29 protein-coding genes are annotated in these 24707 nt (G+C 56.9%); 27 read left to right on the top strand and 2 right to left on the bottom strand.

Features of this window, described 5'->3' with window-relative positions; all coding sequences use genetic code 11:
* Positions 1–74: 74 nt before the first annotated feature.
* Both BCS37_RS07150 and BCS37_RS07145 read right to left on the bottom strand, forming a co-directional pair.
* Positions 75–980: a transglycosylase domain-containing protein gene (locus BCS37_RS07150; protein ID WP_069180803.1), complete on the bottom strand. Its 906-nt coding sequence runs from the start codon at positions 978–980 to the stop codon at positions 75–77.
* Positions 977–1762 (bottom strand): DUF4931 domain-containing protein, encoded by a 786-nt coding sequence (locus BCS37_RS07145; protein ID WP_069180802.1) that lies wholly within the window; start codon positions 1760–1762, stop codon positions 977–979. Before BCS37_RS07145 ends, BCS37_RS07150 begins: the two co-directional genes overlap by 4 nt.
* A gap of 141 nt (positions 1763–1903) precedes the next feature.
* Here BCS37_RS07145 and trmD point away from each other — a divergent pair, with 141 nt between their 5' ends.
* From trmD to BCS37_RS07010, 27 genes are all read left to right on the top strand, one after another.
* Positions 1904–2647 carry a tRNA (guanosine(37)-N1)-methyltransferase TrmD gene (gene trmD / locus BCS37_RS07140; protein ID WP_069180801.1) on the top strand — a complete coding sequence of 248 codons (744 nt, stop codon included), beginning with the start codon at positions 1904–1906 and terminating at the stop codon, positions 2645–2647.
* A 97-nt stretch (positions 2648–2744) separates the two neighbouring features.
* Positions 2745–4202 (top strand): nicotinate phosphoribosyltransferase, encoded by a 1458-nt coding sequence (locus BCS37_RS07135; protein WP_069180800.1) that lies wholly within the window; start codon positions 2745–2747, stop codon positions 4200–4202.
* A 9-nt stretch (positions 4203–4211) separates the two neighbouring features.
* Positions 4212–5072, top strand: coding sequence for a shikimate dehydrogenase (locus BCS37_RS07130; protein WP_069180799.1), 861 nt, complete (start codon positions 4212–4214; stop codon positions 5070–5072).
* A gap of 217 nt (positions 5073–5289) precedes the next feature.
* On the top strand, positions 5290–6411 hold the full coding sequence (gene tgt / locus BCS37_RS07125; RefSeq protein WP_069180798.1) for a tRNA guanosine(34) transglycosylase Tgt: 1122 nt from the start codon (positions 5290–5292) through the stop codon (positions 6409–6411).
* 26 nt (positions 6412–6437) lie between these two features.
* Entirely contained in the window at positions 6438–6722 is a 285-nt protein-coding gene (gene yajC, locus BCS37_RS07120; RefSeq protein ID WP_069180797.1) for a preprotein translocase subunit YajC, read from the top strand.
* Positions 6723–6731: 9 nt separating this feature from the next.
* Positions 6732–7340 carry a 5-formyltetrahydrofolate cyclo-ligase gene (locus tag BCS37_RS07115; RefSeq protein ID WP_069180796.1) on the top strand — a complete coding sequence of 203 codons (609 nt, stop codon included), beginning with the start codon at positions 6732–6734 and terminating at the stop codon, positions 7338–7340.
* 33 nt (positions 7341–7373) lie between these two features.
* A complete protein-coding gene (secD, locus tag BCS37_RS07110) occupies positions 7374–8606 on the top strand; it encodes a protein translocase subunit SecD (RefSeq protein WP_069180795.1) in 1233 nt (410 codons plus the stop codon).
* The gene (secF, locus tag BCS37_RS07105) at positions 8599–9516 is read left to right on the top strand and encodes a protein translocase subunit SecF (protein WP_069180794.1); all 918 of its coding nucleotides are present in this window, start codon (positions 8599–8601) and stop codon (positions 9514–9516) included. The genes secD and secF overlap by 8 nt, the downstream gene beginning before the upstream one ends.
* A gap of 56 nt (positions 9517–9572) precedes the next feature.
* Entirely contained in the window at positions 9573–11552 is a 1980-nt protein-coding gene (gene recJ, locus BCS37_RS07100; RefSeq protein ID WP_069180793.1) for a single-stranded-DNA-specific exonuclease RecJ, read from the top strand.
* Positions 11553–13784, top strand: a complete 2232-nt coding sequence (locus BCS37_RS07095) for a RelA/SpoT family protein (protein ID WP_069180792.1) — start codon at positions 11553–11555, stop codon at positions 13782–13784.
* A gap of 151 nt (positions 13785–13935) precedes the next feature.
* Positions 13936–14187, top strand: coding sequence for an IreB family regulatory phosphoprotein (locus BCS37_RS07090; RefSeq protein WP_069180791.1), 252 nt, complete (start codon positions 13936–13938; stop codon positions 14185–14187).
* Positions 14184–14609 (top strand): Holliday junction resolvase RuvX, encoded by a 426-nt coding sequence (gene ruvX / locus BCS37_RS07085; protein WP_069180790.1) that lies wholly within the window; start codon positions 14184–14186, stop codon positions 14607–14609. The genes BCS37_RS07090 and ruvX overlap by 4 nt, the downstream gene beginning before the upstream one ends.
* 30 nt (positions 14610–14639) lie before the next feature.
* Positions 14640–14942, top strand: a complete 303-nt coding sequence (locus BCS37_RS07080; RefSeq protein ID WP_069180789.1) for a DUF1292 domain-containing protein — start codon at positions 14640–14642, stop codon at positions 14940–14942.
* An 82-nt stretch (positions 14943–15024) separates the two neighbouring features.
* Positions 15025–16122 (top strand): endolytic transglycosylase MltG, encoded by a 1098-nt coding sequence (mltG, locus tag BCS37_RS07075; protein WP_069180788.1) that lies wholly within the window; start codon positions 15025–15027, stop codon positions 16120–16122.
* Positions 16123–16141: 19 nt separating this feature from the next.
* The gene (locus tag BCS37_RS07070) at positions 16142–17383 is read left to right on the top strand and encodes a peptidase U32 family protein (protein WP_069180787.1); all 1242 of its coding nucleotides are present in this window, start codon (positions 16142–16144) and stop codon (positions 17381–17383) included.
* Positions 17380–17661 (top strand): acylphosphatase, encoded by a 282-nt coding sequence (locus tag BCS37_RS07065; RefSeq protein WP_069180786.1) that lies wholly within the window; start codon positions 17380–17382, stop codon positions 17659–17661. The genes BCS37_RS07070 and BCS37_RS07065 overlap by 4 nt, the downstream gene beginning before the upstream one ends.
* Before the next feature lie 8 nt (positions 17662–17669).
* The gene (gene aroQ / locus BCS37_RS07060) at positions 17670–18119 is read left to right on the top strand and encodes a type II 3-dehydroquinate dehydratase (protein WP_069180785.1); all 450 of its coding nucleotides are present in this window, start codon (positions 17670–17672) and stop codon (positions 18117–18119) included.
* Complete coding sequence (locus BCS37_RS07055) at positions 18116–19186, top strand: M24 family metallopeptidase (RefSeq protein ID WP_069180784.1); 1071 nt, start codon at positions 18116–18118, stop codon at positions 19184–19186. The genes aroQ and BCS37_RS07055 overlap by 4 nt, the downstream gene beginning before the upstream one ends.
* Before the next feature lie 49 nt (positions 19187–19235).
* Complete coding sequence (gene efp, locus BCS37_RS07050) at positions 19236–19793, top strand: elongation factor P (RefSeq protein WP_069180783.1); 558 nt, start codon at positions 19236–19238, stop codon at positions 19791–19793.
* Between the two features lie 39 nt (positions 19794–19832).
* Entirely contained in the window at positions 19833–20234 is a 402-nt protein-coding gene (locus BCS37_RS07045; protein WP_069180782.1) for an Asp23/Gls24 family envelope stress response protein, read from the top strand.
* A 21-nt stretch (positions 20235–20255) separates the two neighbouring features.
* Positions 20256–20834: an alkaline shock response membrane anchor protein AmaP gene (gene amaP / locus BCS37_RS07040; protein WP_069180781.1), complete on the top strand. Its 579-nt coding sequence runs from the start codon at positions 20256–20258 to the stop codon at positions 20832–20834.
* A gap of 12 nt (positions 20835–20846) precedes the next feature.
* Positions 20847–21092, top strand: coding sequence for a DUF2273 domain-containing protein (locus tag BCS37_RS07035; protein ID WP_069180780.1), 246 nt, complete (start codon positions 20847–20849; stop codon positions 21090–21092).
* Positions 21089–21499, top strand: a complete 411-nt coding sequence (gene nusB, locus BCS37_RS07030; protein ID WP_069180779.1) for a transcription antitermination factor NusB — start codon at positions 21089–21091, stop codon at positions 21497–21499. Before BCS37_RS07035 ends, nusB begins: the two co-directional genes overlap by 4 nt.
* Positions 21500–21580: 81 nt before the next feature.
* On the top strand, positions 21581–22786 hold the full coding sequence (gene xseA, locus BCS37_RS07025; protein WP_069180778.1) for an exodeoxyribonuclease VII large subunit: 1206 nt from the start codon (positions 21581–21583) through the stop codon (positions 22784–22786).
* Positions 22776–23012, top strand: a complete 237-nt coding sequence (gene xseB / locus BCS37_RS07020) for an exodeoxyribonuclease VII small subunit (RefSeq protein WP_069180777.1) — start codon at positions 22776–22778, stop codon at positions 23010–23012. Before xseA ends, xseB begins: the two co-directional genes overlap by 11 nt.
* Before the next feature lies 1 nt (position 23013).
* Positions 23014–23889 carry a polyprenyl synthetase family protein gene (locus tag BCS37_RS07015; protein ID WP_069180776.1) on the top strand — a complete coding sequence of 292 codons (876 nt, stop codon included), beginning with the start codon at positions 23014–23016 and terminating at the stop codon, positions 23887–23889.
* Between the two features lie 8 nt (positions 23890–23897).
* Positions 23898–24707 (top strand): TlyA family RNA methyltransferase, encoded by an 810-nt coding sequence (locus tag BCS37_RS07010; RefSeq protein WP_069180775.1) that lies wholly within the window; start codon positions 23898–23900, stop codon positions 24705–24707.

Raw genomic sequence — 24707 nt, 5'->3', positions numbered from 1 at the left:
GCTCCTTTAATCCTTTCTGTTGTACTTTCGTTTTTACCAATTCACGAGAAATAATTCTTGATGAATCTATGCGCCTATGTCTTGTTCTTCTCACTTTCCTCTGGGCGGAAGATCAGCGGCTGCATCTTTGCATCCTCAGCGGTGCGCGCGTCAATGAGCCCCTGCGCCTCCATCGTGTCCAGCACGACTGCCTGCCGTTTCTTCGCTGCGATAAAGTGTGTGAAGGGGGAGAGCTCGGAGGGGGCATTCGGCACGCCTGCCAGCATGGACGATTCGGGGAGATTCAGTGCAGCAGGAGACTTTCCGTAGTACCCCTCGGATGCTGCGTTTACGCCGAAGAAGCCCGAGCCATAGTAGACGACATTCAGGTACATCTCCAGAATTTCATCCTTGGAATAGGTGAGTTCGATGTCAAGGGCGAGCAGGAGCTCCTGTGCCTTGCGCGTGAAGGTCTGCTCATTCGCGAGGAAGAGATTTTTCACGAGCTGCTGTGTGATTGTACTTGCGCCCTCCTCGATGCGCCCATACTGGATGTTGACGAGCGTTGCGCGAGCCATGCCCGTAAGGTCAAAACCCGTGTGCTCGTAGAACCGTCGGTCCTCGATGGCGACGATGGCTTTCTTCAGTTCCGGCGAGATGTGTTCGATGGGGACATAATTCGAACGGTCGAGACGTGCCTCGACGGCGCGGCGGATGAAGAGGATGCGCGCAAGCTGTTCTGCGGTATCCGGCTCGCGGATCTCATGCAGCTGATTGGCAGGTTTCTGCCGTTCTGCTACAGGCAGGAGACCTCCGAGCTCCTGCCATACTTGCGGCACGAAGAAAAACACCCCGATTGCGGTCAAGAGGGTACACAGCGGAAGAATCAAGAAAAAACGCCCATATTTACGGGGCGTTTTTTTCTTTCCGGTACGCTTCCGTGCCGCTGTTTTGCGCCGCCGCTTTCGCTTTGGCGGTGTGTCAATCATTGCGTCGTTCATGTGTTGCTCCGTGGTCTGTTGTTTTCAAAGTATTTTGCGCGCATAAGATCCCGCATTTCTGTGAGATTGGACGGAAGCAGGCGAATGTTGTAGCCGATGAAGACGGGGGAGGTGGCGAAGCGTGGCATAATCTTGATGAAGATATCCGAGCCTTCATTGTAGAAGAATATATTGTAGCTCGTCAGAGGTCTGCGAAACGCATTCATAAAGAAGTCGACACCGATCTGGATGTAGTCGGCAATCGCCGCCGTTGCGCGTGCGTCCGCAGGCACGATGTTGAGCTCCCAGAAGCCGACGCGCGGCTCTGTGGAGAGGTTCAGCGCGACCCCGTCCCGCTCGTCCACGGGCAGCCCCTCGAACTCGCTGCGGTGAAAGGCGAGCTCCTGCCGAAATGCGGGGAATCCGACAAGCTGCATATGCGGATGGCGTATAGTGCCGCCCGAGTATGGTCCGTAGTTCTTGAAGAAGAGTACGGTGTCATATTTCCCGCTCGTACGCATGCGTTCCCAATGTTCCATGCCGAACGCAATGAGGCGGTGCATATGGTCGCTTGTATAGCTTGGAATATCGGCATTGCAGTCCTTGCCCTCGATGAGCACGAATTGATCTGCCTCTTCGATGACGTTGTATTTATTTTTGAGCAGGATGATATCCCCGTCTGTTGCGATGATATCGGTGAGCTCGTCCGTTGCGCAGAACGGACACGCCGTATCGCTGTGGATAATGTTCTCGGGCTTTTGCCGTCCGATGTCCGTGTTGAAATGGGCCAGATTGATGTCCATAAATACTCCCCATTGTATCATCTTTCTCGCCCTATTATATATCTTCCGGGCGCATTCGTAAAATATTTTGTAAGAATGCCCCGATTCTCATTTGTATTCATGTTATAATGGGGGACATTCCAGCGAAGATAAGGAGTTCCTATGAGAATCGATCTTGTGACACTCTTTCCCGAGATGTTTGCGGGCGTATTTGGTACGAGCATCATCGGACGGGCAACAGAGCGCGGAGCGCTTGACATACACTATACGAATTTTCGTGATTATTCAACGGATAAGCACCGCCATGTGGACGATACACCGTGCGGCGGGGGGGCTGGGATGGTGCTGAAACCAGAGCCGCTCTATGCTGCAGTGCGCGACATCTGGGCACAGACAACAACGCTTGCAGAGCGGCGCTGCACGATCATCTTCGACCCTGCGGGCGAGGTATTCACGCAAAAAACGGCAAAGGAACTTGCGGGCTTTGAGCAGCTCATTCTCATCTGCGGGCACTATGAGGGCTTTGATCAGCGTGTCTACGATCTCGCTGACCGCATGATCTCCGTTGGGGACTTTGTGCTGACGGGCGGTGAGATCCCCGCAATGCTTGTCGTGGATGCAACGGCGCGTATGCTGCCCGGCGTACTCGGCGACGATACATCCGCGCCGACGGATTCCTTCTTCGATGTCCTGCTTGGCTGTCCGCAGTACACGCGCCCGCGCGAGTTCGAAGGCAAGGCTGTCCCCGATGTCCTGCTCTCGGGCAATCACGCGGAGATTGCGCGCTGGCGGCGGGAACAGTCGCTGCTCGCAACCCTGCGTCATCGCCCCGAGCTCCTTCCGAAGGCAAGACTCACAATGGAGGATTTGAAATTTCTGGCAAAACAGAACGAACATGAGGAGTAAACTCTTTTTGCGTGAATCTTGAGGAAATGGTATAATAACCTCTATATTGTTTGCTTCCATAATTTTCCATCTTGACCCAAATAAGGGGGACTCTATTGTGACGCAGTTTGATAAGCGAAATTTGTCCATGATGATGGATTTCTATGAGATGACGATGTCTCACGGATATTTTCACGGAGGATACGGCGATGTGCGCGTTGCCTTCGATCTCTTCTTCCGCTCTGTTCCCGACAAGGGCGGCTATGCCGTGTTCGCGGGACTGGAGCACGTCATCGAATTCGTTGAGAATCTGGCATTTTCAGATGCGGATATCGACTATTTTCGTGCGCAGAATTTGTTCTCGGAAGAATTTTTGACGTTTCTGCGCGGCTTCCGCTTTCGTGGGGACATCTATGCCGTACCGGAGGGGACGATCATCTACCCCGATGAGCCGCTCATGACGATTGTCGCACCGATCATCGACGCGCAGCTCATCGAGACGGCGGTGCTCGCGCAGATCAATCATCAGTCGCTGATTGCGACAAAGGCCTCGCGTATCGTACGCGCGGCAGAGGGGCGCATGGTCTCGGACTTCGGTGCGCGGCGCGCACACAATATGGATGCTGCAACGTATGGCGCGCGGGCAGCATACATCGGCGGCGTTGATATGACGGCGACGGTTGCAGCAGGGCAGCAGTTCGGCATCCCCATCTCGGGTACAATGGCGCACAGCTGGGTCATGTTCTTTGAAGATGAATTTACCGCGTTCAAAAATTATGCGGAGATCTATCCGCAGGCGACTGTGCTCCTTGTCGACACCTACGATGTGATCCGCTCGGGGCTTCCGAATGCCATCCGTACGGCGCGCGAGGTGCTTGCCCCGCAGGGGTACCGGCTGGCGGGTGTACGCATTGACTCGGGCGATCTCGCATATCTCTCCAAGCGCGTCCGCGCGATTCTCGATGAGGCAGGGCTGACGGACTGCAAGATCATTCTGTCCAACAGTCTCGATGAGTTTACGATCTCCTCACTCCTCCTCCAAGGAGCGAGCGTGGACAGCTTTGGTGTGGGCGAGCGTCTGATCACGGCGAAGTCCGACCCTGTCTTTGGTGCAGTCTACAAGCTCGTTGCCGTGGAGAAAAACGGTGCATTCGTGCCGCGCATCAAGATGTCGGAGAATGTCGAGAAGCTGACAAATCCGGGGCTGAAGGATCTCTACCGCATCTACGACAAGCGTGGCAAGGCTGTTGCGGATATGTTCGCAGTGCAGGGGGAGGAGATCGACCTCTCGCATCCCTTCCGCTACGTCGATCCGCGCAAGCCGTGGAAGAACCGCTTCTTTGAGGGCTTCTCTGCGGTGAACTTGCGCCGTTTGTATATGCGCGGCGGGAAACGCACGGAGGAACTGCCGTCGTTGAATGAAATCCGCAGCTATGTCCGAAAGCAGCTGGCGGAGGAGATCTGGCCGGAGGAGCAGCGCTTTGAGAATCCGCACCGCCACTATCTTGACATGACCCCCGATTACTACGAGCTGAAGATGGGGCTGCTCGACGAAGTGCGCGGCAAACACAGTTAGGGTATGGGCATGATTACGGGAAAAACAAAACTGCTCGGCGTGATCGGTGCACCCATTGAGCACAGCCTCTCGCCGATCATACAGAATGCAGCCCTGCGGGCCGCAGGGCTGGACTATGTGTATGCAGCGCTGCCTGTGCACGCGGATGCCCTGCCGTCGGCGGTGCATGGACTGCGCGATGCGGGGATCGCGGGATTCAACGTGACAATTCCGTTTAAGACGGAGATCATTCCGCTGATGGATGAACTGAGTGAGGATGCACAGCGCATCCGTGCAGTCAATACGGTCGTTATCGGGGCGGACGGAAGACTTGTCGGGCACAATACAGATGTCACGGGGTTCCTCGCAGGATTTGAAGAACGCGCCGTTTCTCTCACGGGGAAGCGCGCCGTTCTGCTCGGCGCGGGCGGTGCTGCGCGTGCGGCGCTCTGGGGCCTCCTGCGCAGCGGGACATCCTCGGTCGTGATCGGTGTTCGCAGCGCAGCTAAGGGAGAAGCCCTTGCAGCAGACTTTGCGGCGGACGGAGATGTGCGGGCATATGCTTTTGACGATTCTGCATTTCATGCCGCCCTGCACACAGCGGATATCGTTGTGCAGACGACACCGCTTGGCATGACGCCGTGCGTTGGGGAGATGCCGCCCGTAGATATGGCGGAATTCCATTCAGCCGCCGTGGTTTACGATCTAATCTACACGCCCGCCGCAACGCGCTTCCTGCGGGAAGCTGAGGGATATGGACACGTGACGATCAACGGTGAGACGATGCTCGCTGCGCAGGGGGCAGAGGCATTTTATCTCTGGACGGGCGTGCGTCCCGATGCAGCGCTCATGAAGCGTGTCCTGCGTGAGGAACTTGCATGCAGGGGATAATGCATTTTGAAAATCTCTCGCTTTTGTGTTATGATATGGGATGTTTTGAGGAATCACTGATAGAATAGACACCCAGATTGGTGGTCCTGCCGAGGAAACAAACCGGACGCAGAGTGGTGCTCTGTGGAGAATTTGTTGACGCAGGCAGGGCAAAAAGGATCTGCTGAGATGACGGTGCTGAGTTTATCTATGCTTCCTGTGGAATGGTGGTGGATGATTGGCAGCGATTACCTATGAGCTGATTCGGAAGGATGAGACGACGGGCGCACGCGCGGGTGTGATCCACACGCCGCACGGGAGCTTTCCGACCCCCATATTTATGCCCGTGGGTACACAGGCGACAGTCAAGGGCGTATCGCCCGACGAACTGCATGACCTCGGCGCGGGGATCATTCTCAGCAACACCTATCATCTCTTCCTGCGTCCAGGAATGGAACTCGTGCGTGAGGCGGGCGGACTGCATAAATTCATGCACTGGGACGGCGCGATCCTTACGGACAGCGGCGGCTTTCAGGTGTTCAGTCTCGGCGATCTCAGAAAGATCACCGAGGAAGGTGCGACGTTTCGTTCACACATCGATGGGTCAAAGAAGTTCCTCTCGCCCGAGGTCTCGATGGAGGTGCAGAAAGCGCTCGGCTCAGACATTGTCATGGCGTTTGACGAGTGCATCCCGTATCCTGCCGACCATTCCTATGCGAAATCCTCGACGGAGCGTACACAGCGCTGGCTCGTGCGCTGCTGCGCAGCCATGACGGATGCCGAGGGGCAAGGGCTCTTTGGCATTGTGCAGGGCGGTATGTACCGCGATCTGCGTGCGCGGCACGCTGCCGAGGTGACGGAGCTCGACCTGCCTGGCTATGCGATCGGGGGACTCAGTGTGGGTGAACCGCATGAGCTGATGGAGGAAATTCTCTCCTACACGGTGGAACTGCTGCCCGAGCACAAACCGCGCTATCTCATGGGAGTCGGCACACCGGACTACCTTCTCACGGGGGTGCGGCACGGGATCGATATGTTCGACTGCGTGTTCCCGACGCGCGTTGCGCGCAACGGTATGGCGATGACGTGGACGGGGCGGCTTGTGATGAAGAATGCCGTGCACACGCATGACCATACGGTACTCGAGGAGGGCTGCGGCTGCTATGCCTGCCGCAGCGGATACACACGTGCGTACATCCGTCATCTCGTGCGCGCAGAGGAGATCTTCGGTCTGCGCCTCCTGACACTGCACAATCTCTACTTCCTGCAGGAGTTCATGCGCCGTATGCGTGCGGCGATCATCGCGGGGACGTTCCCGGCATTTTATCAGGATTTTATGAATCAATATCATAAAAGATAATCTTATCGAATGAAGGAGTTGTATTTATGGATGCAGAAATGATGGCACAGCTGAGCTCGTGGGGCCCAATTATCATTTTGGTGCTCTTCTTCTATTTCCTTCTCTATCGCCCGCAGAAGCAGGCACAGAAGAAGCGTGAGGAAATGCTCGGCGCTCTCAAGGTCGGCGATGAGATCATTACGCTCGGCGGCATGCACGGCAAGATCACGGCGCTTAACGATAAGACCGTGACGCTGTGTGTGGCAGATGGTGTCAGCATTGTCTTTGAGCGTTCGGCGATCAGCGCGGTGAATACGTCGGAGCAGGAGTAATACGGTTCGATGGCAGGGGATCTGCTTGCCGAAAAAAAGGCGCTGCGGCGGGAGATGCTTGCCCGCCGCCGTGCGCTCTCGGCAGAGGAACGCACACGCGCGAGCGAAATGATCTGCACGCGTGTGCGAGCATTGACGATGCTGCAGGAGGCGCGGACGATCATGCTCTACGCCTCCACGGGAGAGGAGATTGATCTCTGCCCGCTGATGGAGGAACTGCTCGCCGAGGGGCGGCACATTGCACTTCCGGAGATCACCGGCCGGGGAGTGATGGAGGCGCGGGAGCTCCCCGCGATGGACGCGCTGACAGACGGCATTTTTGGGATTCGGACGCCAGACCCTGCGCGCGGCGGCATCATCCCGCCGGAGGAGATCGACCTTGTCATTGTTCCGGGGGCGGCGTTTGATGAATACGGCGGGCGCTTGGGGCTTGGCGGCGGTTATTACGATCGATTTCTGCCGCGTGCGCAGCGTGCCGTGCGTCTCGTGCTTGCCTTTGATTTTCAGATCGTTCCCGATGTTCCGATGGGCGTGCAGGATGCCCGCATCGATGCCGTTTTGACCGAGCGGCGCATGATTTCCTGCAAACGGATGAAAAACCTTGAGGAAGAGGTGTGAGGACTGTTGAGACAACATAGTCTGTTAAAGCTTGTGATTGCGGTTGCAGCCATCATTGGTGCGTTTTTTTTCCTAGTTCAGCCGCTTGCGAGTTCAATTCGGCAGGGGCTTGACCTGCAGGGAGGAACGCACGTCGTTCTGGAGGCGGTCGATACGGAGCAGGCGCAGGTCAATGACGATGCGATGAACCGCGTTGTTGCGATCATGGAGAAGCGCGTCAACTCGCTCGGACTCACCGAGCCGATCATTCAGCGCGAAGGCGAGCGGCGCGTCATCATCGAGCTGCCCGGCATCAAGGATCCCGACGCGGCGATTCGAACAATCGGCAAGACGGCGATGCTCGAGTTCCGCGACGAGGAGGGGCATACGGTCCTCACGGGTACGGATCTGAAGGATGCGCAGGCATCGACAAATCCGCAGTCGGGACAGAACGTCGTCAACCTTGAGTTCTCGGATGAGGGGGCACAGAAGTTTGCCGATCTCACGATGAAGAATGTCGGACGTACAATCGCCATTCTGCTCGATGGAGAAGTCCTCACGGCGCCGAATGTGCGCGAGCCGATCCTCGGCGGGCGTGCGGAGATCACGGGGCAGAAGACCCTCGAGGAGGCGCAGAATCTCGCGGTTGTTCTGCGCAGCGGTGCACTGCCCGTGAAGGTTGAGATCATCGAGACGCGCACGGTCGGCCCGACGCTTGGACAGGACTCGAAGGATAAGTCCCAGTTTGCCTTTGTCGTTGGACTTGGTGCTGTCGTTATCTTTATGATCTTCTTCTATCATCTCTCGGGTTTCATTGCAGACGTGGCACTGATGGCGTACACGGTCATGCTGCTCGGCATTCTCTACCTGATGGATGCGACGCTGACCCTGCCGGGTGTGGCGGGCATCATCCTCTCCATCGGTATGGCGGTCGATGCGAATGTCCTCATCTTTGAGCATTTCAAGGAGGAGTATCAGGTCAACCAAAAGACGCTGCGCCTCGCAATGGATGCAGGATTCAAGCGCGCGTTCACGACGATTTTTGACTCGAACGTCACGACGCTCATCGCGGCGGGCGTGCTCTTCTTCCTCGGAACGGGGACGATCCGCGGCTTTGCGATCACGCTTGGTGTCGGCACAATGCTCTCGATGTTTACGGCGATCACACTGACGCAGTATCTGCTGAAGCTCATGATTAACTCGAAGCTGTCCGAGAGCCCCGCACTCTATGGTGCAAACGGCTTTATGCTCGGTGCAAAGAAGAAGGGGGATGAGAAGAATGCCTAAGTTTGATATCGCGGGACATCGCAGGATCTGGTTTCTCCTCTCTCTCGTACTCATCATCCCCGGCTTTATCTGCATGGGCGTGCGTGGGTTCAACTTTGGCATCGACTTTACGGGCGGCACAATCATTGACCTGCGCTTCGAGCAGCCGGTGACGCTCTCCGATGTGCGTTCGAGCCTTGCGAAATACGATCTTGACGGGAGCACAATCCAGCTCTCGGGGGACGAGGCGGCGGTGGAGTCCTCCGAGAACGTCATGATCCGCACGATCGACCTTGAGGAGCAGCAGCGCAAGGAGGTCATGGCGTCGCTCACGCAGGATGTCGGCCCCTATACCGTTCTCCGCGAGGAGAAGGTTGGCGCGACCATCGGCGGCGAGCTGATTACAAACGCCGTGCTCGCACTTGTGATTTCGTGGGGACTCATCATCCTCTATGTCGCCTACCGCTTCGAATGGCGCTTCGGTGTGTCGGCGGTGCTCGCGCTTATCCACGATATTATCATTGTGCTCGCAGTGTTCTCCTTTACGCAGCGGCAGATTGATTCGTCCTTTATCGCGGCGCTGCTTACCATCGTCGGGTACTCGATCAACGATACGATCGTTATCTTTGACCGCATTCGTGAGAATCTGAAGCTTCATTTCCGCCGCGGCGGCGACGTGAATGAGCTCGTCAATCGTTCCATCTATCAGACGCTGACGCGCTCACTCTACACAGTGTTTACGGTTCTGTTTACGACATTTGCACTGTATTGGTTCGGCGGAGAGACGACGAAGGACTTTGCATTCGCACTTCTCGTCGGCTTTGCGAGCGGATGCTACTCCTCCATCTTCATTGCGAGCCAGCTCTGGATTGAGCTGAGAAACCGCACGGAGCGGCGCCCTGCCGCGAAGCCGGCAGCGGTGGAGGGGTAAAGAAGAGAGCCTGTCCCATGACAGGCTCTTTTGCTGTTGCGGAAAGGGGGGAGACCATGCTGAAAGAATGGATTGTGCACGAGAATACGGCAGAGGGAGCGGTCCTTGCACACGAGCTTGGGATCGCGCCGATCATCGGGCAGATTCTCTGGCATAGGGGAATACGTACGGAGAAAGAGGCGCGCGCCTTCCTGCATCCGGAGGATGCGCCGTTCCATGATCCGTTTCTCATGATGGATATGGAAAAAGCCGTACGGCGTATTTTGCATGCGATTCACAGTGGGGAGCACATCGTTGTCTATGGGGACTACGATGTGGATGGTATGACCTCGACCACCCTCCTGATGAAGAATATCCGCGCACTCGGCGGAACAGTTTCCTACTATATTCCGAACCGCTTTACGGAGGGCTATGGGATCAACCGTGCGGCACTGGAGCAGCTTGCGGCGGAGGGCTGCGGGCTGCTTGTTACCGTGGACTGCGGAATCTCGTCCGTACAGACTGTTGCGGAGATGACGGCGGGGATGGACATTGTCATCACCGATCATCACCTCCCGGGGGCGGCACTGCCGCCCGCCTATGCCGTCATTAATCCGCACCGTGCGGACTGTCCCTATCCGGACAAGGAGCTTGCGGGCGTCGGCGTCACGTTCAAGCTCGTGCAGGCTCTTTGGCAGACGGAGGAGCAGCGGCTCTATGCCGATGATCTCGACATTGCCGCACTCGGGACGATTGCCGACCTTGTGCCGCTCATTGGCGAGAACCGCAAGATCGTTCAAGCGGGATTGGCGCACATGTCCGCACGGCCCTGTACAGGGATTGCGGCGCTGATCCGCGTTTCCGGCTGTGAGGGGAAAGCAATCAATACGGGGATGGTCGGCTTCCAGCTTGCCCCGCGTCTGAATGCGGCGGGGCGGATTGAGACGGCGCGCAGCGGCGTGGAGCTGCTCAGCTCTGCGGATGCCAGCGAGGCAGACCGTCTCGCTGGTGAGCTGAATGCGCTCAACACGGAGCGCCGTGATCTGGAACAGGAGATTCTTGCGGAGGCAAAGGCGTTGCTCGCAGATTTTACGCCCGATGTTCCTGCGATCGTGGTCGCGGGGGAAGACTGGAACTCCGGCGTCATTGGTATTGTCGCCTCCCGTCTCGTTGAGACATACTACCGCCCGAGCATAGTGCTCACGCGGCAGGGCGATGTATACAAGGGATCGTGCCGCAGCATTGCGGGACTACATATGTACGAGGCACTCGCAGCGTGCGGGGATACGCTCATCCAATTCGGCGGGCATGAGATGGCGGCGGGCCTGACACTTGCGTGCGCGCGTGTGGAGGATTTTCAGCGTGCGTTCGCGAACTATGTACGTACACATTTGGAAATAGCAGACTTCACACCGAAGATCCCCATTGAGGGGCTTGTTGCCCCCGCCGACTGGACGCTTGCTCAGGTCACAGAACTCACCCTCCTCGAGCCGTATGGCATGGGGAATCCGCGGCCGATTTTCGGTGTCAGGGCGCTTCGTCCGCGCACAGCGGCAGCGATCGGGGCAGAGGGACGGCACCTGCGCATGGAGGTCGGCACACGGGAGAAGCGTGTGGCGGCACTCTGCTGGAATGCAGGGGAGTTTGCGGAAATTGTGACGGAGGAGACGAGCGACATCGCCTACACGCCAAGCATCAACGAGTGGCAGGGGATGCGCTCCGTGCAGTGCATGGTGGATTCCATCATGCCTGCCGCACAGGAGCGTATTTTTCCGACGCGTGACATTTTGAAAGCCGTTTATAGCTTTCTCAGCGGACTGCGCACAGAGGACGATCGGATTCCATACGGAGAGATTGCACTCACGTGTCGCTTTTCACGTGAAATGGGGCATATTTCGCACTATACAATGGAAACTTCCCTGTGTATTTTTCGTGAACTCGGGCTGCTCACTTCCCCGACGGAGGACAGCTTCCAGTTCATTCCTCCCTCAGGAAAGCTGGAACTTATGGATGCGCCGACCTTCCGTCGGCACGAGGAAAGAAAGGGTGATATGTAGATGTCAGATGATGTGCAGAGGGCAATCACCCTCGATATGATTTTGGAGAAGGTGCGCTCCTATCAGGCGGATGCCGATATCGAGAAGATCAAGAAGGCATACGCCTGTGCGGAGAGAGCCCACAGCGGACAGGTGCGCATCTCGGGCGAGGCCTACATCATCCACCCGCTCAACGTCGCCTACATCCTCACGGGGCTTCATCTCGACGGCGAGACCATCTGTGCTGCGCTCCTGCACGATGTCGTGGAGGACACCTGCGCGACACTCGAAGAGATGGAGGCTCAGTTCGGCAAGAATGTCATGGAGCTCATCGACGGTGTGACGAAGCTCGGGCGGATTGAGTATATGTCCAAGGAGGATGTCAAGCTTGAGAACTATCGCAAGATGTTCCTCGCGATGGCAAAGGATATCCGTGTCATTATGATCAAGCTGGCCGATCGCCTGCACAATATGCGCACGCTGAAATGCATGCGCGAGGACAAGCGCATGCGCATTGCAAAGGAGACCCTCGAAGTCTATGCGCCGCTCGCGAACCGTCTCGGTATCTCCAGCATCAAGGTGGAACTCGAAGATCTCTGCCTGCGCTACTTGGAACCAGAAGCGTACTATGCCCTCGTGGAGGAGGTCAAGCACAAGCGGAAGGAGCGGCAGGAGTTCATACGGGATTCGATCCAGCAGATTCGGGAGAAACTTGAAGCAGCGGGCATTGAGGCGGAGATCAAGGGACGTGCGAAGCATTTTTACAGCATTTACCGCAAGATGAAGCGTGACAACAAGAGCGTCAACGAGATCTATGATCTCTCCGCTGTGCGCGTGCTTGTCTCCTCCGTCAAGGACTGCTACGGCGTGCTCGGTGTCATTCATGCGATGTGGAAGCCGATTCCGGGCAGGTTCAAGGACTACATCGCTATGCCGAAGTCCAACGGCTATCAGTCTCTCCATACAACCGTCATGACGCACGGAGATCCGCTTGAAATCCAGATCCGTACGCAGTCCATGCATCAGGTCTCCGAGTTCGGTGTTGCCGCGCATTGGAAATACAAAGAGGCGGGACGGTGCATCGATGCGACCGATGAGAACGATCAGAAGATGTCGTGGCTGCGCCAGATGGTCAGCCTGCAGAAGGAGTACGACGATCCGAAGGAATTCTTTGAGGCACTGAAACTGGATGTGTTCTCGGACGAGGTGTTTGTCTTTACGCCGCGCGGCGATGTCATCGATCTGCCGAAGGGTTCAAATCCGATCGACTTTGCTTATCACATCCACACAGAGATCGGGCACCGTTGTGTCGGAGCGAAGGTCAACGGGAAGATTGTACCGCTCGAATACAAGCTCAAGAACGGCGACATCGTATCCATCGTCACGAACAAGGCGGGCAATGGGCCGAGCCCTGACTGGCTGAACACGGTTGCATCCTCGGCGACGCGCAGCAAGATACGTGCGTGGTTTAAGAAGGAGAACCGTGAGGAGAATGTCGAGCGCGGCATGAACCTCATCCGCGATGAGGCAAAGCGGCTCGGCTACGTGCTGAAGGAGCTGACGGCAGGCGGGCGCCTCGGCAAAGTCGCGGAGAAGCTCAACGTACAGAGCGAGGAGGATCTCCTTGCTGCACTCGGTTACGGCGGGGTCTCCCTGCGCGGCGTTATGACGAAGCTGATTGAGCTGCACCAGCAGTCCGTCAAGGAGAGCACACCGCCAGAAGTGTCGCAGCTGCTCTCCGAGCTCAAGGCCCCCCGCAGGGGAAAGCGCAAGAAGGCGAGTCACGGAGTTCTCGTGGAGGGCGAGGGCGGCTATCTCGTGCGCCTTGCACGCTGCTGCAATCCAATCCCCGGCGATCCGATCACAGGCTATATCACGCGTGGGCGCGGTGTCTCCGTGCATCGCTCTGATTGCCCGAATGTGCTGAATGATACGGAGCTTACGCGCGTGATCGAGGTCAGCTGGGACATTGGCCTCGACAAGGACTACATTGTCGGCATTGAGATCATCTGCAATGACCGCAACGGCATGCTCGCAGAGCTCCTCGCCGTACCCGCCGAGATGAAGGTCAACATTCACACCGTCAACGCAACGCCGAATCGCCGCAACAAGACATCGACCGTCCTCCTCGGACTCAACGTCAGCAACATCGACCAGATCACGCAGGTCATGACGAAAATGCGCCTGCTCAAGGATGTCTATCGCGTTACACGCACACTCGGCAGCTCGGCGCTTTCGAGCGAGGACGCGTGACACGTTACAGTCACATTGTCTTTTCTCATATTTTGTGGTAAGATCAGGCATATGGAAAACACTGATAAAATGAGCTCTGTCAGATTGGTGCAGATTTATCGGTGCTTCCTATAGCTTAGGGGGCGGTTATTTCCCCAATGAGGTGAGTCAAATGGATGAACAGAAGACAATGATGTTCTCCTTCGGCGAGGACAAGCCGAAGGCAGACGTCGTCATACGGGAGGCAGCAGCAGCCATGCGGGAGAAGGGGTATAACCCCATCAATCAGCTGGTCGGCTATCTGCTCTCCGGCGATCCGGCATATGTAACGAGTCACAGGGATGCGCGGAGCAAGATCCGGGGCCTCGAGCGCGACGAGCTGCTCGATGAACTCGTGCGGTTCTATCTGGAGCATGAGAAGTGAAGCGCTATCTCGCGCTCGATATCGGGGATGCGACCATTGGGATTGCCGTCAGCGATCTCCTCGGCCTCACGGCACAGGGGGTGGAGACGATCCGACGCACAGAGCTTTCTGCCGATTTCGATCGCCTTGCCCAGCTCGTACAAGAGTATGAGGTGCAGGCATTTGTGGCAGGACTGCCGAAGCATATGAACGGAGACGAGGGCGCACGCTGCGCGATTGTTCGTGCCTTTATGGCGGAGGCGGCAGAGCGCTTTCCTGCGATCGAGATACACTACTGGGACGAGCGTCTCTCAACGGTTGCCGCCGCGCGTGCGCTCTTAGAGGGAGATGTTTCACGCAAAAAACGCCGCAAAGTTATTGACAAGATGGCTGCGGTCTACATATTGCAGGGCTTTTTGGATCGGCAGCAGCATTTGAAGTAAATGCACACCGTATTGAACAAGGGAGATAAAATGGAAGAACATGAAGAGCTTCACGACGAGGACGTTATCGTTGTCATGACAAATGAGGACGGGGATGAGCGCTACTATCGAGAGGAGATGATCATTCCCATCGGTGAGGATCGCTTTGCTGTCCTGATTGCGCTTACCGCTACCTCCGAAGATGAACTTGAGAGTGCCGAGGAGGGTGATGAGGCGACAATCGCGAAGATCGTCACGGACGACGACGGCGAGGACATCTACACCGACCCGACGGATGAGGAGTTCGATGCGGTGCGGCGCGCCTATGAACTCCTCGAAGAAGAGGAAGAATGACCGTATGAGAAGGTGAGGCTGTCATCGTGGGGAGATGACAGCTTTTTCGTAGGGAGTTTGCACGAAGAGAGGAAGGATTCGTTTGAAGGAGTCATTGCAGGGGATATTGGACTTCTTGAACAACGACGGCTTGCGCAAGGCAATGGAGGCGGTCTATCGCGGGAAGGGGACGCCGCTCCAGAAGAAGATTGTGTTTGGGATTCCGGCGCTGGCTGCTGCGCTCGTCCTGATGATCGTGTTTGTCATCATTCCGTTGTCGGAGTCCCCCGCATATACGGGGGAGAAGGGGATTCCAGTCTACTTTACGGTGCGTCCGGGCATGAGTGTGAGTGAGATCGGGAAGGAACTGCACGCGCGCGGCGTCATTGACAGCGAGACGAAGTTCTGGTGGACGGCGAAGCTGAACGGCTTTGAGAATAAGGTCAAGAGCGGCACGTTTGCTCTGCAGACGGGAATGACCCCGCGTGATGCCCTAGAGATGCTGGTCTATGGCAATACAGTCACAATCCGCTTTACGATCCCCGAGGGGTTCAGTGTGCGTGATATTGCCGAGCGGCTTGAATCCGAGGGACTTGTCAAGGCGAATGACTTTATCGCGCTTGCCAAGTCCTACCGCCCCTATCCTTACGTCGAGGAGCATGAAAATGTGCGCTATGCGGCAGAGGGATTCCTCTTTCCCGATACCTATGAGATCAACGGGGAGTTCGATGCCGCACGCATCATGGAGATGATGGCGGAGAACTTTGACCGCCGTTTGACGAAGGAGATGCGTGATCGTGCCAAGGAGATGAACCTCTCGATCTACGAACTCGTGACACTTGCCTCGTTGGTTGAGAAGGAGGCATACCACGATGAGGATCGTCCGATCATTGCACAGATTTTCTTGAAGCGTCTGCGTCTCGGCATGCCTCTGCAGGCGGATCCGACGGTGCAGTATCTGCTGAATGAGCCGAAAGAAGATCTGCTCTTCAGCGACACGGAGATTGCGTCGCCGTACAATACCTATCAAAATGTCGGGCTGCCGCCGGGACCAATTGCAAGCCCGGGGACAGCGTCGCTGATGGCGGTGCTTCACCCGGCGGCAACAAATTATTTGTACTTCGTTGCCGATCGGAACGGGAACAACTACTATGCGACGAATTATGCGGATCACCTTGCACTGGTCGATCAGGTGCGCTGAGATCTGTGGAGGCTGATGAATGAAAAAAAGACCGGAACTGCTGGCACCGGCGGGAACGATGGAAAAGCTGCACATGGCGCTCGCCTACGGCGCGGATGCGGCGTATCTCGGCGGCGCACAGTTCGGACTGCGTGCATTCGGCGGCAACTTCACAAACGAGGAAATACGGGCAGCAGTGCAGATGGCACACAGAGCGGGGAAGAAGATCTATGTGACGGTCAATGTCTTTCCGCACAACAACGATCTCATATCCCTGCCGGACTATCTGCGCTTTCTTGCCGAAGTACAGGCAGATGCCGTACTCGTCGCCGACCTCGGCGTATTCATGCTCGTGCGTGAAGCGGCGCCCACACTGCCCGTGCACATCAGTACACAGGCAAATAATGTAAACTGGCGCACGGTACGCGCATGGCAGGAGCTTGGGGCGGAGCGCGTTGTCCTCGCGCGTGAACTCACGCGTGAGGAGATACGGGAGATCCGTCAGCACACGGATGTGGACTTGGAACTCTTCGTACATGGGGCAATGTGTATCTCCTACTCGGGGCGCTGTCTCCTCAGCAGCTATTTTACAGGACGTGATGCGAACCGCGGCAGCTGTGCCCAGTCCTGCCGCTGGAAATATGCACTCGTAGAGGAGGCTCGTCCCGGAGAATACTATCCCATCGCAGAGGATGAGCGCGGGACGTACATCATGAACTCAAAGGATCTCTGTCTCCTGCCGTATCTGGACGAGGTTGTGGATGTCGGCATCGACAGTTTAAAGATCGAGGGACGCATGAAGAGCGTCCACTATGTTGCAAGTGTGGTCAAAGCATATCGGATGGCTCTGGATGCCTGCCTCTCGGATGTGCCCTATGAGGTGCAGCCGGAGTGGCTGGAAGAGCTCGAAAAGGTCTCGCACCGTGCCTATACGACGGGCTTTTTCTTTGGGAAGACAACAGCAGCAGATCAGATCTACGGCTCGTCTTCCTATGAACAGAGCTCGGATTTTGTCGGACTTGTGCGCTCCTACGACGAGGCAACACAGCTTGCCACGGTGGAGCAGCGCAATCATATGAAACTGGGACAGGAGATCGAAGTATTCCAACCCGAGGGAGCGCTGTTCCGTCAGGAGCTTGCGGAGATGTGGGATGCGGACGGAGAACCGATCGCAGCAGCGCCGCATCCGCAGCAGATCGTCCGCATACGGATGGAGCGTCCGGCTGCGCCAAACAGTATTTTGCGCCGCGATGTTCCGATGAAAAAGGAGGAAGTGCAATGAGCGCTGTGATTCGCCGCTATGCGTGCGCTGCAGGGCGTGTGCAGGGCGTGGGGTTCCGTATGTTCGTCCGTCAGCAGGCGGTGATGAACGACATCACGGGCTGGGTGATGAATATGGAGGACGGAACGGTGACAATGGAGCTGCAGGGGGCGGAGCCTGCGGTCGAAGCTGCGTTTGCCGCGATGCGTGCGGGGAATTATTTTATCCGCGTAGAGCGTCTGGACATCGAGGAACGTGAACCCGTGGATGGTGAGCGAGACTTTTCCATCAAATACTAGGAGTCGTCATGGGGAAAATACTGGTACTGAACGGACCCAATCTCAACCTGCTCGGCACGCGTGAGCCGGAGATCTACGGCGCGCAGACGCTCGCAGACATCAATGAGCGTCTGCGCCGCCGCGCCGAGGAGGCGGGGCACACAATCGAGTTTATGCAGTCGAATCATGAGGGCGTGCTCGTGGATGCGATTCAGGCGGCGCGCGGAACGGTGGACTACATCATCTTGAATGCCGCTGCGTTTACGCATTACAGCATCGCGATTCGCGACGCGATTGCAGCGGTGGAGGTGCCCGTCATCGAGGTGCATCTCTCGAATATTCACCGGCGTGAGGAGTTCCGCCACAAGTCTGTCATCGCACCCGTCGTCCTCGGACAGATTGCAGGACTTGGCGCGGAGAGCTATATGGCGGCACTTGAGGCGATTCTCTGCCGGATGGGAGGCGTGCGGCAAATATGAATACGCGTATTGCACGACTGCGGGAAGTTCTTAGAGAGAAAATTGTGGATGCCGTCCTGATTACGAAGGAGGAGAATGTCTGCTATTTCAGTGGATTTCGCGGGGATTCGACCGCGCTTCTTGTAACGCAGGAGCGTCTCCTGCTCGTGACGGACAGCCGCTATACAGAGCAGGCAGCGGCGGAAGCCCCCCTCTATGAGATTGTGGAGCAAAGAGATGGGCTCGATCGGAAGATTGCAGAGCTTGCTGCAGAGATCGGCGTTGTTGCGCTTGGCTTTGAGGGCGCGGCGCTTGTCTATGAGCGATATGAAAAGCTGAAGGAGCTCCTCGGGGAGATCTCCTTTGACACTTCGCTGACGCTTGATGTGCTGCGGTGGGTGAAGGATGCGGATGAGATCATGCGCATTCGCCGCGCGTGCAGGATTGTGGACGAGAGCTTCGCTCATATCATAGGTTTTATTCAGCCGGGGATGACGGAACGCGAGGTCGCGGCAGAGCTCGAGCATCGCATGCGCACCCTCGGTTCGGAGCGCCCTGCGTTCCAGACGATCATCGCTTCGGGCGTGCGCGGCAGTCTGCCGCACGGCGTGGCGAGCGATAAGATAATTGCACGCGGAGAACTCGTGACAATGGATTTCGGCGCGGTCTGGGAAGGCTACTGTTCAGACATCACGCGCACCATCTGTGTTGGGCGGGCAGATACACGTCAGCGGGAACTCTATGCTGCTGTGCTCGCGGCTCAGCAGCGCGCGTTGGCTGCGATTTGTCCGGGGGTGACGGGCGCTGAGGTTGACCGCATTGCACGGGATGCACTTGCGGAGAAGGCTCTTGACCAATATTTCGGACATGGACTCGGGCACAGTCTCGGCCTTGAGATCCACGAGGAGCCGCGCCTTTCGAAGGCAGGAAAAGCCCTTTTGCAGCCAAACATGCTGATTACGGATGAGCCGGGGATATACATTCCCGAATGGGGCGGCATCCGTATCGAGGATACGGTGCTGATCACCGCAGACGGTGCGGAGCCGCTGACGTGCGCACCAAAAGAATTTATTGAAATCTGCATATAAAACCGTTATAATATGCAAAGACAATGTATTGTATGGAGGAACGAATAATATGATTAACAGCACCGATTTCCGCACTGGCCTTACCATTGAATACGATGGGGGGGTCTGGCAGATTGTCGATTTCCAGCACGTGAAACCGGGAAAGGGTGCAGCGTTCGTCCGTACCAAGATCAAGAACGTCGAGACCGGCGCTGTGGTTGAGCGTACGTTCAACCCGAATGAGAAGATGCCTGCCGCACATCTCGAGACGCATACGATGCAGTACCTCTATGAGGCAGACGGCGTCTATACGTTCATGAATACGGAGACCTACGAGCAGACCGAGCTCTCGCGTGAGCAGCTCGGTGATGCACTGAACTACCTCATGGAGAACATGGAGGTTGCGGTGCAGCAGTTCAAGGGGCGCATCATCGGCATTCAGCTGCCGAACTCGGTCAGCCTGAAGGTCATCGAGTGCGAGCCGAGCGTCAAGGGAAACACGGCGACGGGCGCAACGAAGATGGCAAAGGTTGAGACCGGCTACGAGGTTCGCGTACCTCTCTTCATCAATGAGGGCGATGTGCTCCGCATTGATACGCGTACGGGCAACTATATCGAGCGCGGCTAAGTACGGCGAACGTTTTCCCTTGTGAATGGAGGATATGACATGGACAACGAGAAGAATGCAGTAAAGAAGGAAACAGGGCTGGGCACGATCCGCGTGGCGGACGAGGTCGTCAGCATCATCGCGGGGCTTGCGACGACAGAGGTCGAGGGCATTGCAGGGATGAGCGGCGGCATTGCCGGCGGCATTGCCGAGATCCTCGGGCGCAAGAATTTCTCGAAGGGCGTCAAGGTTGAGGTCGGTGAGAAGGAAGCTGCCGTCGATCTCTATATCATTGTGAAGTACGGCATCCGTATCCCTGAGGTTGCTCTCGCTGCACAGGAGAACGTCAAGCGCGCAATCGAGACGATGACAGGGCTGGCGGTGATCGAGGTCAATGTGCATGTGCAGGGCGTTGGCTTCCCCGAGGAGGAGCCGAAGGTTGAGGAAGCGCGTGTACGCTGAATGTACTAGAGGAGCCGAGCGATGGGAATTATAAATCGTCTGCTGCTCCTGCCCTATACGCTCGTTGCGATGGCACTTGCCGTTGTCGTTCTTGCCGCGGCACTTCGCATTGTGCCGGAGAGCGTCTGGCTGAATGAGCTGCGCTATGCATTATCCCGTCAGGAACTCTTGGCGGTGTGCGGGGTATTCTTCCTCGTCAGTCTCAAGTTCTTCTTTGCGGTTTTTTCCAGAACATCAAGTCCCGTACGAACAAGCGGTGAATTCATGGTGGTCGATACGCCCGCGGGAGCCGTTCAGGTGGCTGTGCCCGCTGTGCGCGGCATCGTGGAGCGTGCGGCGCTCTCTATGCAGGGCGTTCGGACGGCAGCTGCCGTGATCTCTGTGCATGATGCACCAAAGGACTCGCCTGCGACACCCATGCAGGTGGAGCTGAAGGTCACGCTTGCAGAACACACGGGGGTGAATGCGGTGTCGGAGGAGCTGACGGCGAAGGTGCGTCAGGAACTGCACGATGTGCTCGGCATTCCGGAGGTGCCTGTGATGCTCCGCGTGACGGAGATTGCCAACACCGGAACTTCGTCGAAGCGCACGCTATCTTAGTGGGGGAACGGTATGAAGGAAAATATACTGCTCCTCCTGCAGGATCAATGGGAACATCACCGTAGTCGGACGGTGGGGCTGCTGCTCGGAGCACTGTTCGGCATCTGTGTCCTGATCTTTGGGTTTTGGCATATTGTCTTTGTCATTCTCTGTGCAGCGATCGGTATGTATATCGGACTGCGGGCAGAGCGTGTCGGCGGCTGGGCGGAACTGATTGATACGTCTGTCCTGAGCCGGCTGTTTCGGAGGATGTCATGAGCCGAAGGCACGCGCGTGAGGCCGCGCTTTTGACCCTGTTCCAGTTGGAGTTCGGTGCGGACGATGCAACTGCGGAGAATGCGAGTGATCTCGCAATCGACGAGGTGGATGGGATCAAGGAGAAGGATCTGCCGTATGCGCATGCGCTCGTCCAAGGAACGCGTGCCCATCTGACTGAGATTGACGAAGAGATTGCACGCCTTGCGAAGGAGTGGAAACTCCACCGCATGCCAGCAGTAGATCGCAATCTCATCCGCATGGCGTATTACGAAATGCGCTATCAAGAGGAAGGCATCGATCCGCCGATTGCGATCAATGAGGCAGTCGAACTGGCAAAAAAATACGGCTCGGATGATGCGAGCCGCTATGTAAACGGAATCCTTGCTGCAATGCAAAAATCTGTTTGAGCAATCAATGATAAAGAAAGAATCCGTTGCGCGAGCGTTTCGTGCAATGGTTCTTTTTTTATCAATATGGAAAGGGAGCTTATGACCGTTCACTCTGTCAGTGATGTCACGCGTTATATCAAGGGGATGTTCGAGAGCGAGACCATCCTCACGGACATCCTCATTCGCGGTGAAGTGTCCAATTTCAAACGCTATCCCTCGGGGCATTGTTACTTCACACTGAAGGATGCGGGTGCGAGCATGAAATGTGTCATGTTCAACGGCTATGCACGTAATCTGCGCTTCACACCGGAGAATGGAATGCAGGTCATCGCGGGCGGCAGTGTGTCCGTGTACGAACGTGACGGAGCCTACCAGCTCTACGTGAATTCGCTGATGCCGGAGGGCGCAGGGGCACTCGCGCTTGCCTTTGAGCAGCTCAAGGAAAAGCTGTTCGCTGAGGGGCTTTTTGATGAGACGCATAAGCAGCCTCTGCCGCGATTCCCGCGCCGGATTGGGATTGTCACGTCAGCTGCCGGTGCTGTGCTGCGCGATATTCACAAGGTTGCGAAGCGGCGCTGGCCGGGCATCCAACTGATACTCCATCCAGTTCTCGTGCAGGGAACGGAGGCAGCGGAGCAGATTGCAGCGGCGATTCGCTTCTTCAACGAGAAATATCCCGTGGATGTGCTCATTGTCGGGCGCGGCGGCGGCTCGGCGGAGGATCTGTGGGCATTCAACGAGGAACCGGTTGTGCGTGCGATCTATGCATCGCGGATTCCCGTGATCTCTGCTGTCGGACACGAGACGGATACAACGCTCGCGGATTTTGTCAGTGACCGCCGGGCAGCAACGCCGTCTCAGGCAGCGGAGTTCGCTGTGCCGGATGCTGCCGAGCTGCAGCAGCATGCAGCGGGGCTGCGTACGCGTCTCCTTGCGGGACGCAGGCGTCAGATGGAGTGGTGTATGGAGCGGCTGAAGGGGCTGACGGAGCGCTCGTGGCGCAGGAATCCGACGCTCCTGCTTGCCGCTGCCGTGCAGCGTACGGATCGCGTGACGGAGCGCCTGCATCGTTCGGCAAAGGACGCACGTACAAATGCGCGGCACCGCCTCGAACTCGTGCTGAAGCGGCTCGAACTTCTGAACCCCGTACAGATTCTCTATCGCGGGTTCAGCGTTGTGGAGAAGGACGGGCAGACAGTGAGCCGCTCGAAGGCTCTGTCGGTCGGAGATCATCTGAATATTACATTTGCGGATGGGAAAGTATCTGCCGTTGTGGAAGCGAAGGAGAAGCAGCATGGCGCGTAAAAAGGAAATGACATTCGAGGAGGCAATCGGAGCATTGGAGCAGATTGTCGCGGAGATTGAGACGGGGGAGCTGCCGCTTGCGGATCTCATGGCAAAGTATTCGGAGGGGATCCAACTGTCTGACTTCTGTATGAAGTCGCTCAAACGTGCCGAGGAGACAATGGATCTTCTCGTAAAGGAAACAGCGGACGGTGTTTCAGAAGAAAAGCTGCAGATCGGAGGCTGAGATGAAGGAACTCTGGAAAAAGCGGCAGATGTTGGTAGAGCGTGCTCTGCGGGAGGAACTCACAAAGACTCCTATACTGGACGATACGCTGCGTGCGTCGATGGAGTACAGCCTCATGGCAGGCGGGAAACGGCTGCGTCCGATCCTCCTGATGGCGGCGGCGGATGCCGTTGGTGCAGATGGAACGAAGTTCCTGCCTGTTGCGTGCGCACTCGAGATGATTCATACGTATTCGCTCATTCACGATGATCTGCCCGCGATGGACAATGATGATCTGCGGCGCGGCAAGCCGACAAATCACGTCGTATACGGCGACGGCATTGCGATTCTTGCGGGGGATGCACTCCTCACGCTTGCATTCACCGTGATCCTGCGGCAGAAGGATGTAGCCGCCGAGGCACTCCTGCGTGTGGCGGACGAGATCAGCCGCGCCGCCGGTGCCGAGGGCATGGTCGGCGGGCAGGTACTTGATCTCGAGGCGGAGAACCGTCAGATCACGATGGAGGAACTGCGCCGCGTGCATATGGGCAAGACGGGGGCACTTTTTCATGCGGCGCTGCGCAGTGGTGCGATCCTCGCGGGTGCATCGGAGGAGCAGCTTGCGGCGCTGACACTGTATGCCGATCATTTCGGCTTGGCGTTCCAGATCACGGACGACATTCTCGATGTCATCGGGACAGCAGAGGACATCGGCAAGCCGGTTGGCAGCGATGAGAAGAACCATAAGTCGACCTATGTGAGCCTGACCTCTCTCGCGGAGGCGCAGGAACTTGCACGCCGTACAGCAGCAGAGGCGGAGGCGGCACTTAGGATCTTTGGCGATGAGGCTTCCTTCCTGCGCGACCTCGTAGCGTATCTGGTCAATCGGAAGCAGTAGGGGATATTTTGAAGAAAGAGCGTTTGGATGTGCTGCTCGTGGAACAGGGATTTGCACCCAGTCGGGAGCGTGCGAAGCGGCTCATCATGGCAGGGCAGGTGCTCGTCGATGAGCAGCGGATCGATAAGGCGGGCACAACGATTCCTGCGGATGCCGCATTGCGCGTTGTCGGTGAGGATCTGCCCTATGTCAGCCGCGGCGGGTTGAAACTCGAAAAGGGGATGGCGGTATTCGGTGCCGTCCTCGCGGATAAGACAGCGGCGGACATCGGTGCCTCTACGGGCGGCTTTACGGACTGTATGCTCCAGAACGGTGCGGCGAAGGTATTTGCGATTGACGTCGGGTACGGGCAGCTCGATTGGAAGCTGCGCACGGACGCGCGTGTCGTCAACATGGAGCGCACGAATATCCGCAATGTCACGTCGGAGATGTTGGGTCAGATGCTCGATTTTGCTTCGATTGACGTGGCATTTATCTCACTCGACAAGGTGCTGCCCGTGGTTCGAACATTGCTCGCAGAAGACGGCGCGTTGATCGCGCTCATTAAGCCGCAGTTTGAGGCGGGGAAAGGGCGCGTCGGCAAGAACGGCGTTGTCCGTGATCCCGCCGTGCATGAGGATGTGATTCGCACAGTCCTTACCGTGGCAGAGGAGCAGGGCTTTTTCCCTGCAGGATTGACGTTTTCCCCCGTGAAGGGACCCAAGGGGAATATTGAATACCTCCTGTATCTGAAAGTACAGGGGGAGGGGCAAGAGCCGTTCGATGCGGCTTCCGTGCATGAAATTGTGACAGAGGCACATCGCACGTTGGATGGATGA

It is taken from the genome of Selenomonas sp. oral taxon 920 (assembly GCF_001717585.1).
In the GTDB taxonomy this organism is placed as follows: Bacteria; Bacillota; Negativicutes; order Selenomonadales; family Selenomonadaceae; genus Centipeda.
The sequence above is the reverse complement of the archived record's forward strand: the minus strand, read 5'-3'. Positions and strand labels throughout refer to the sequence as shown.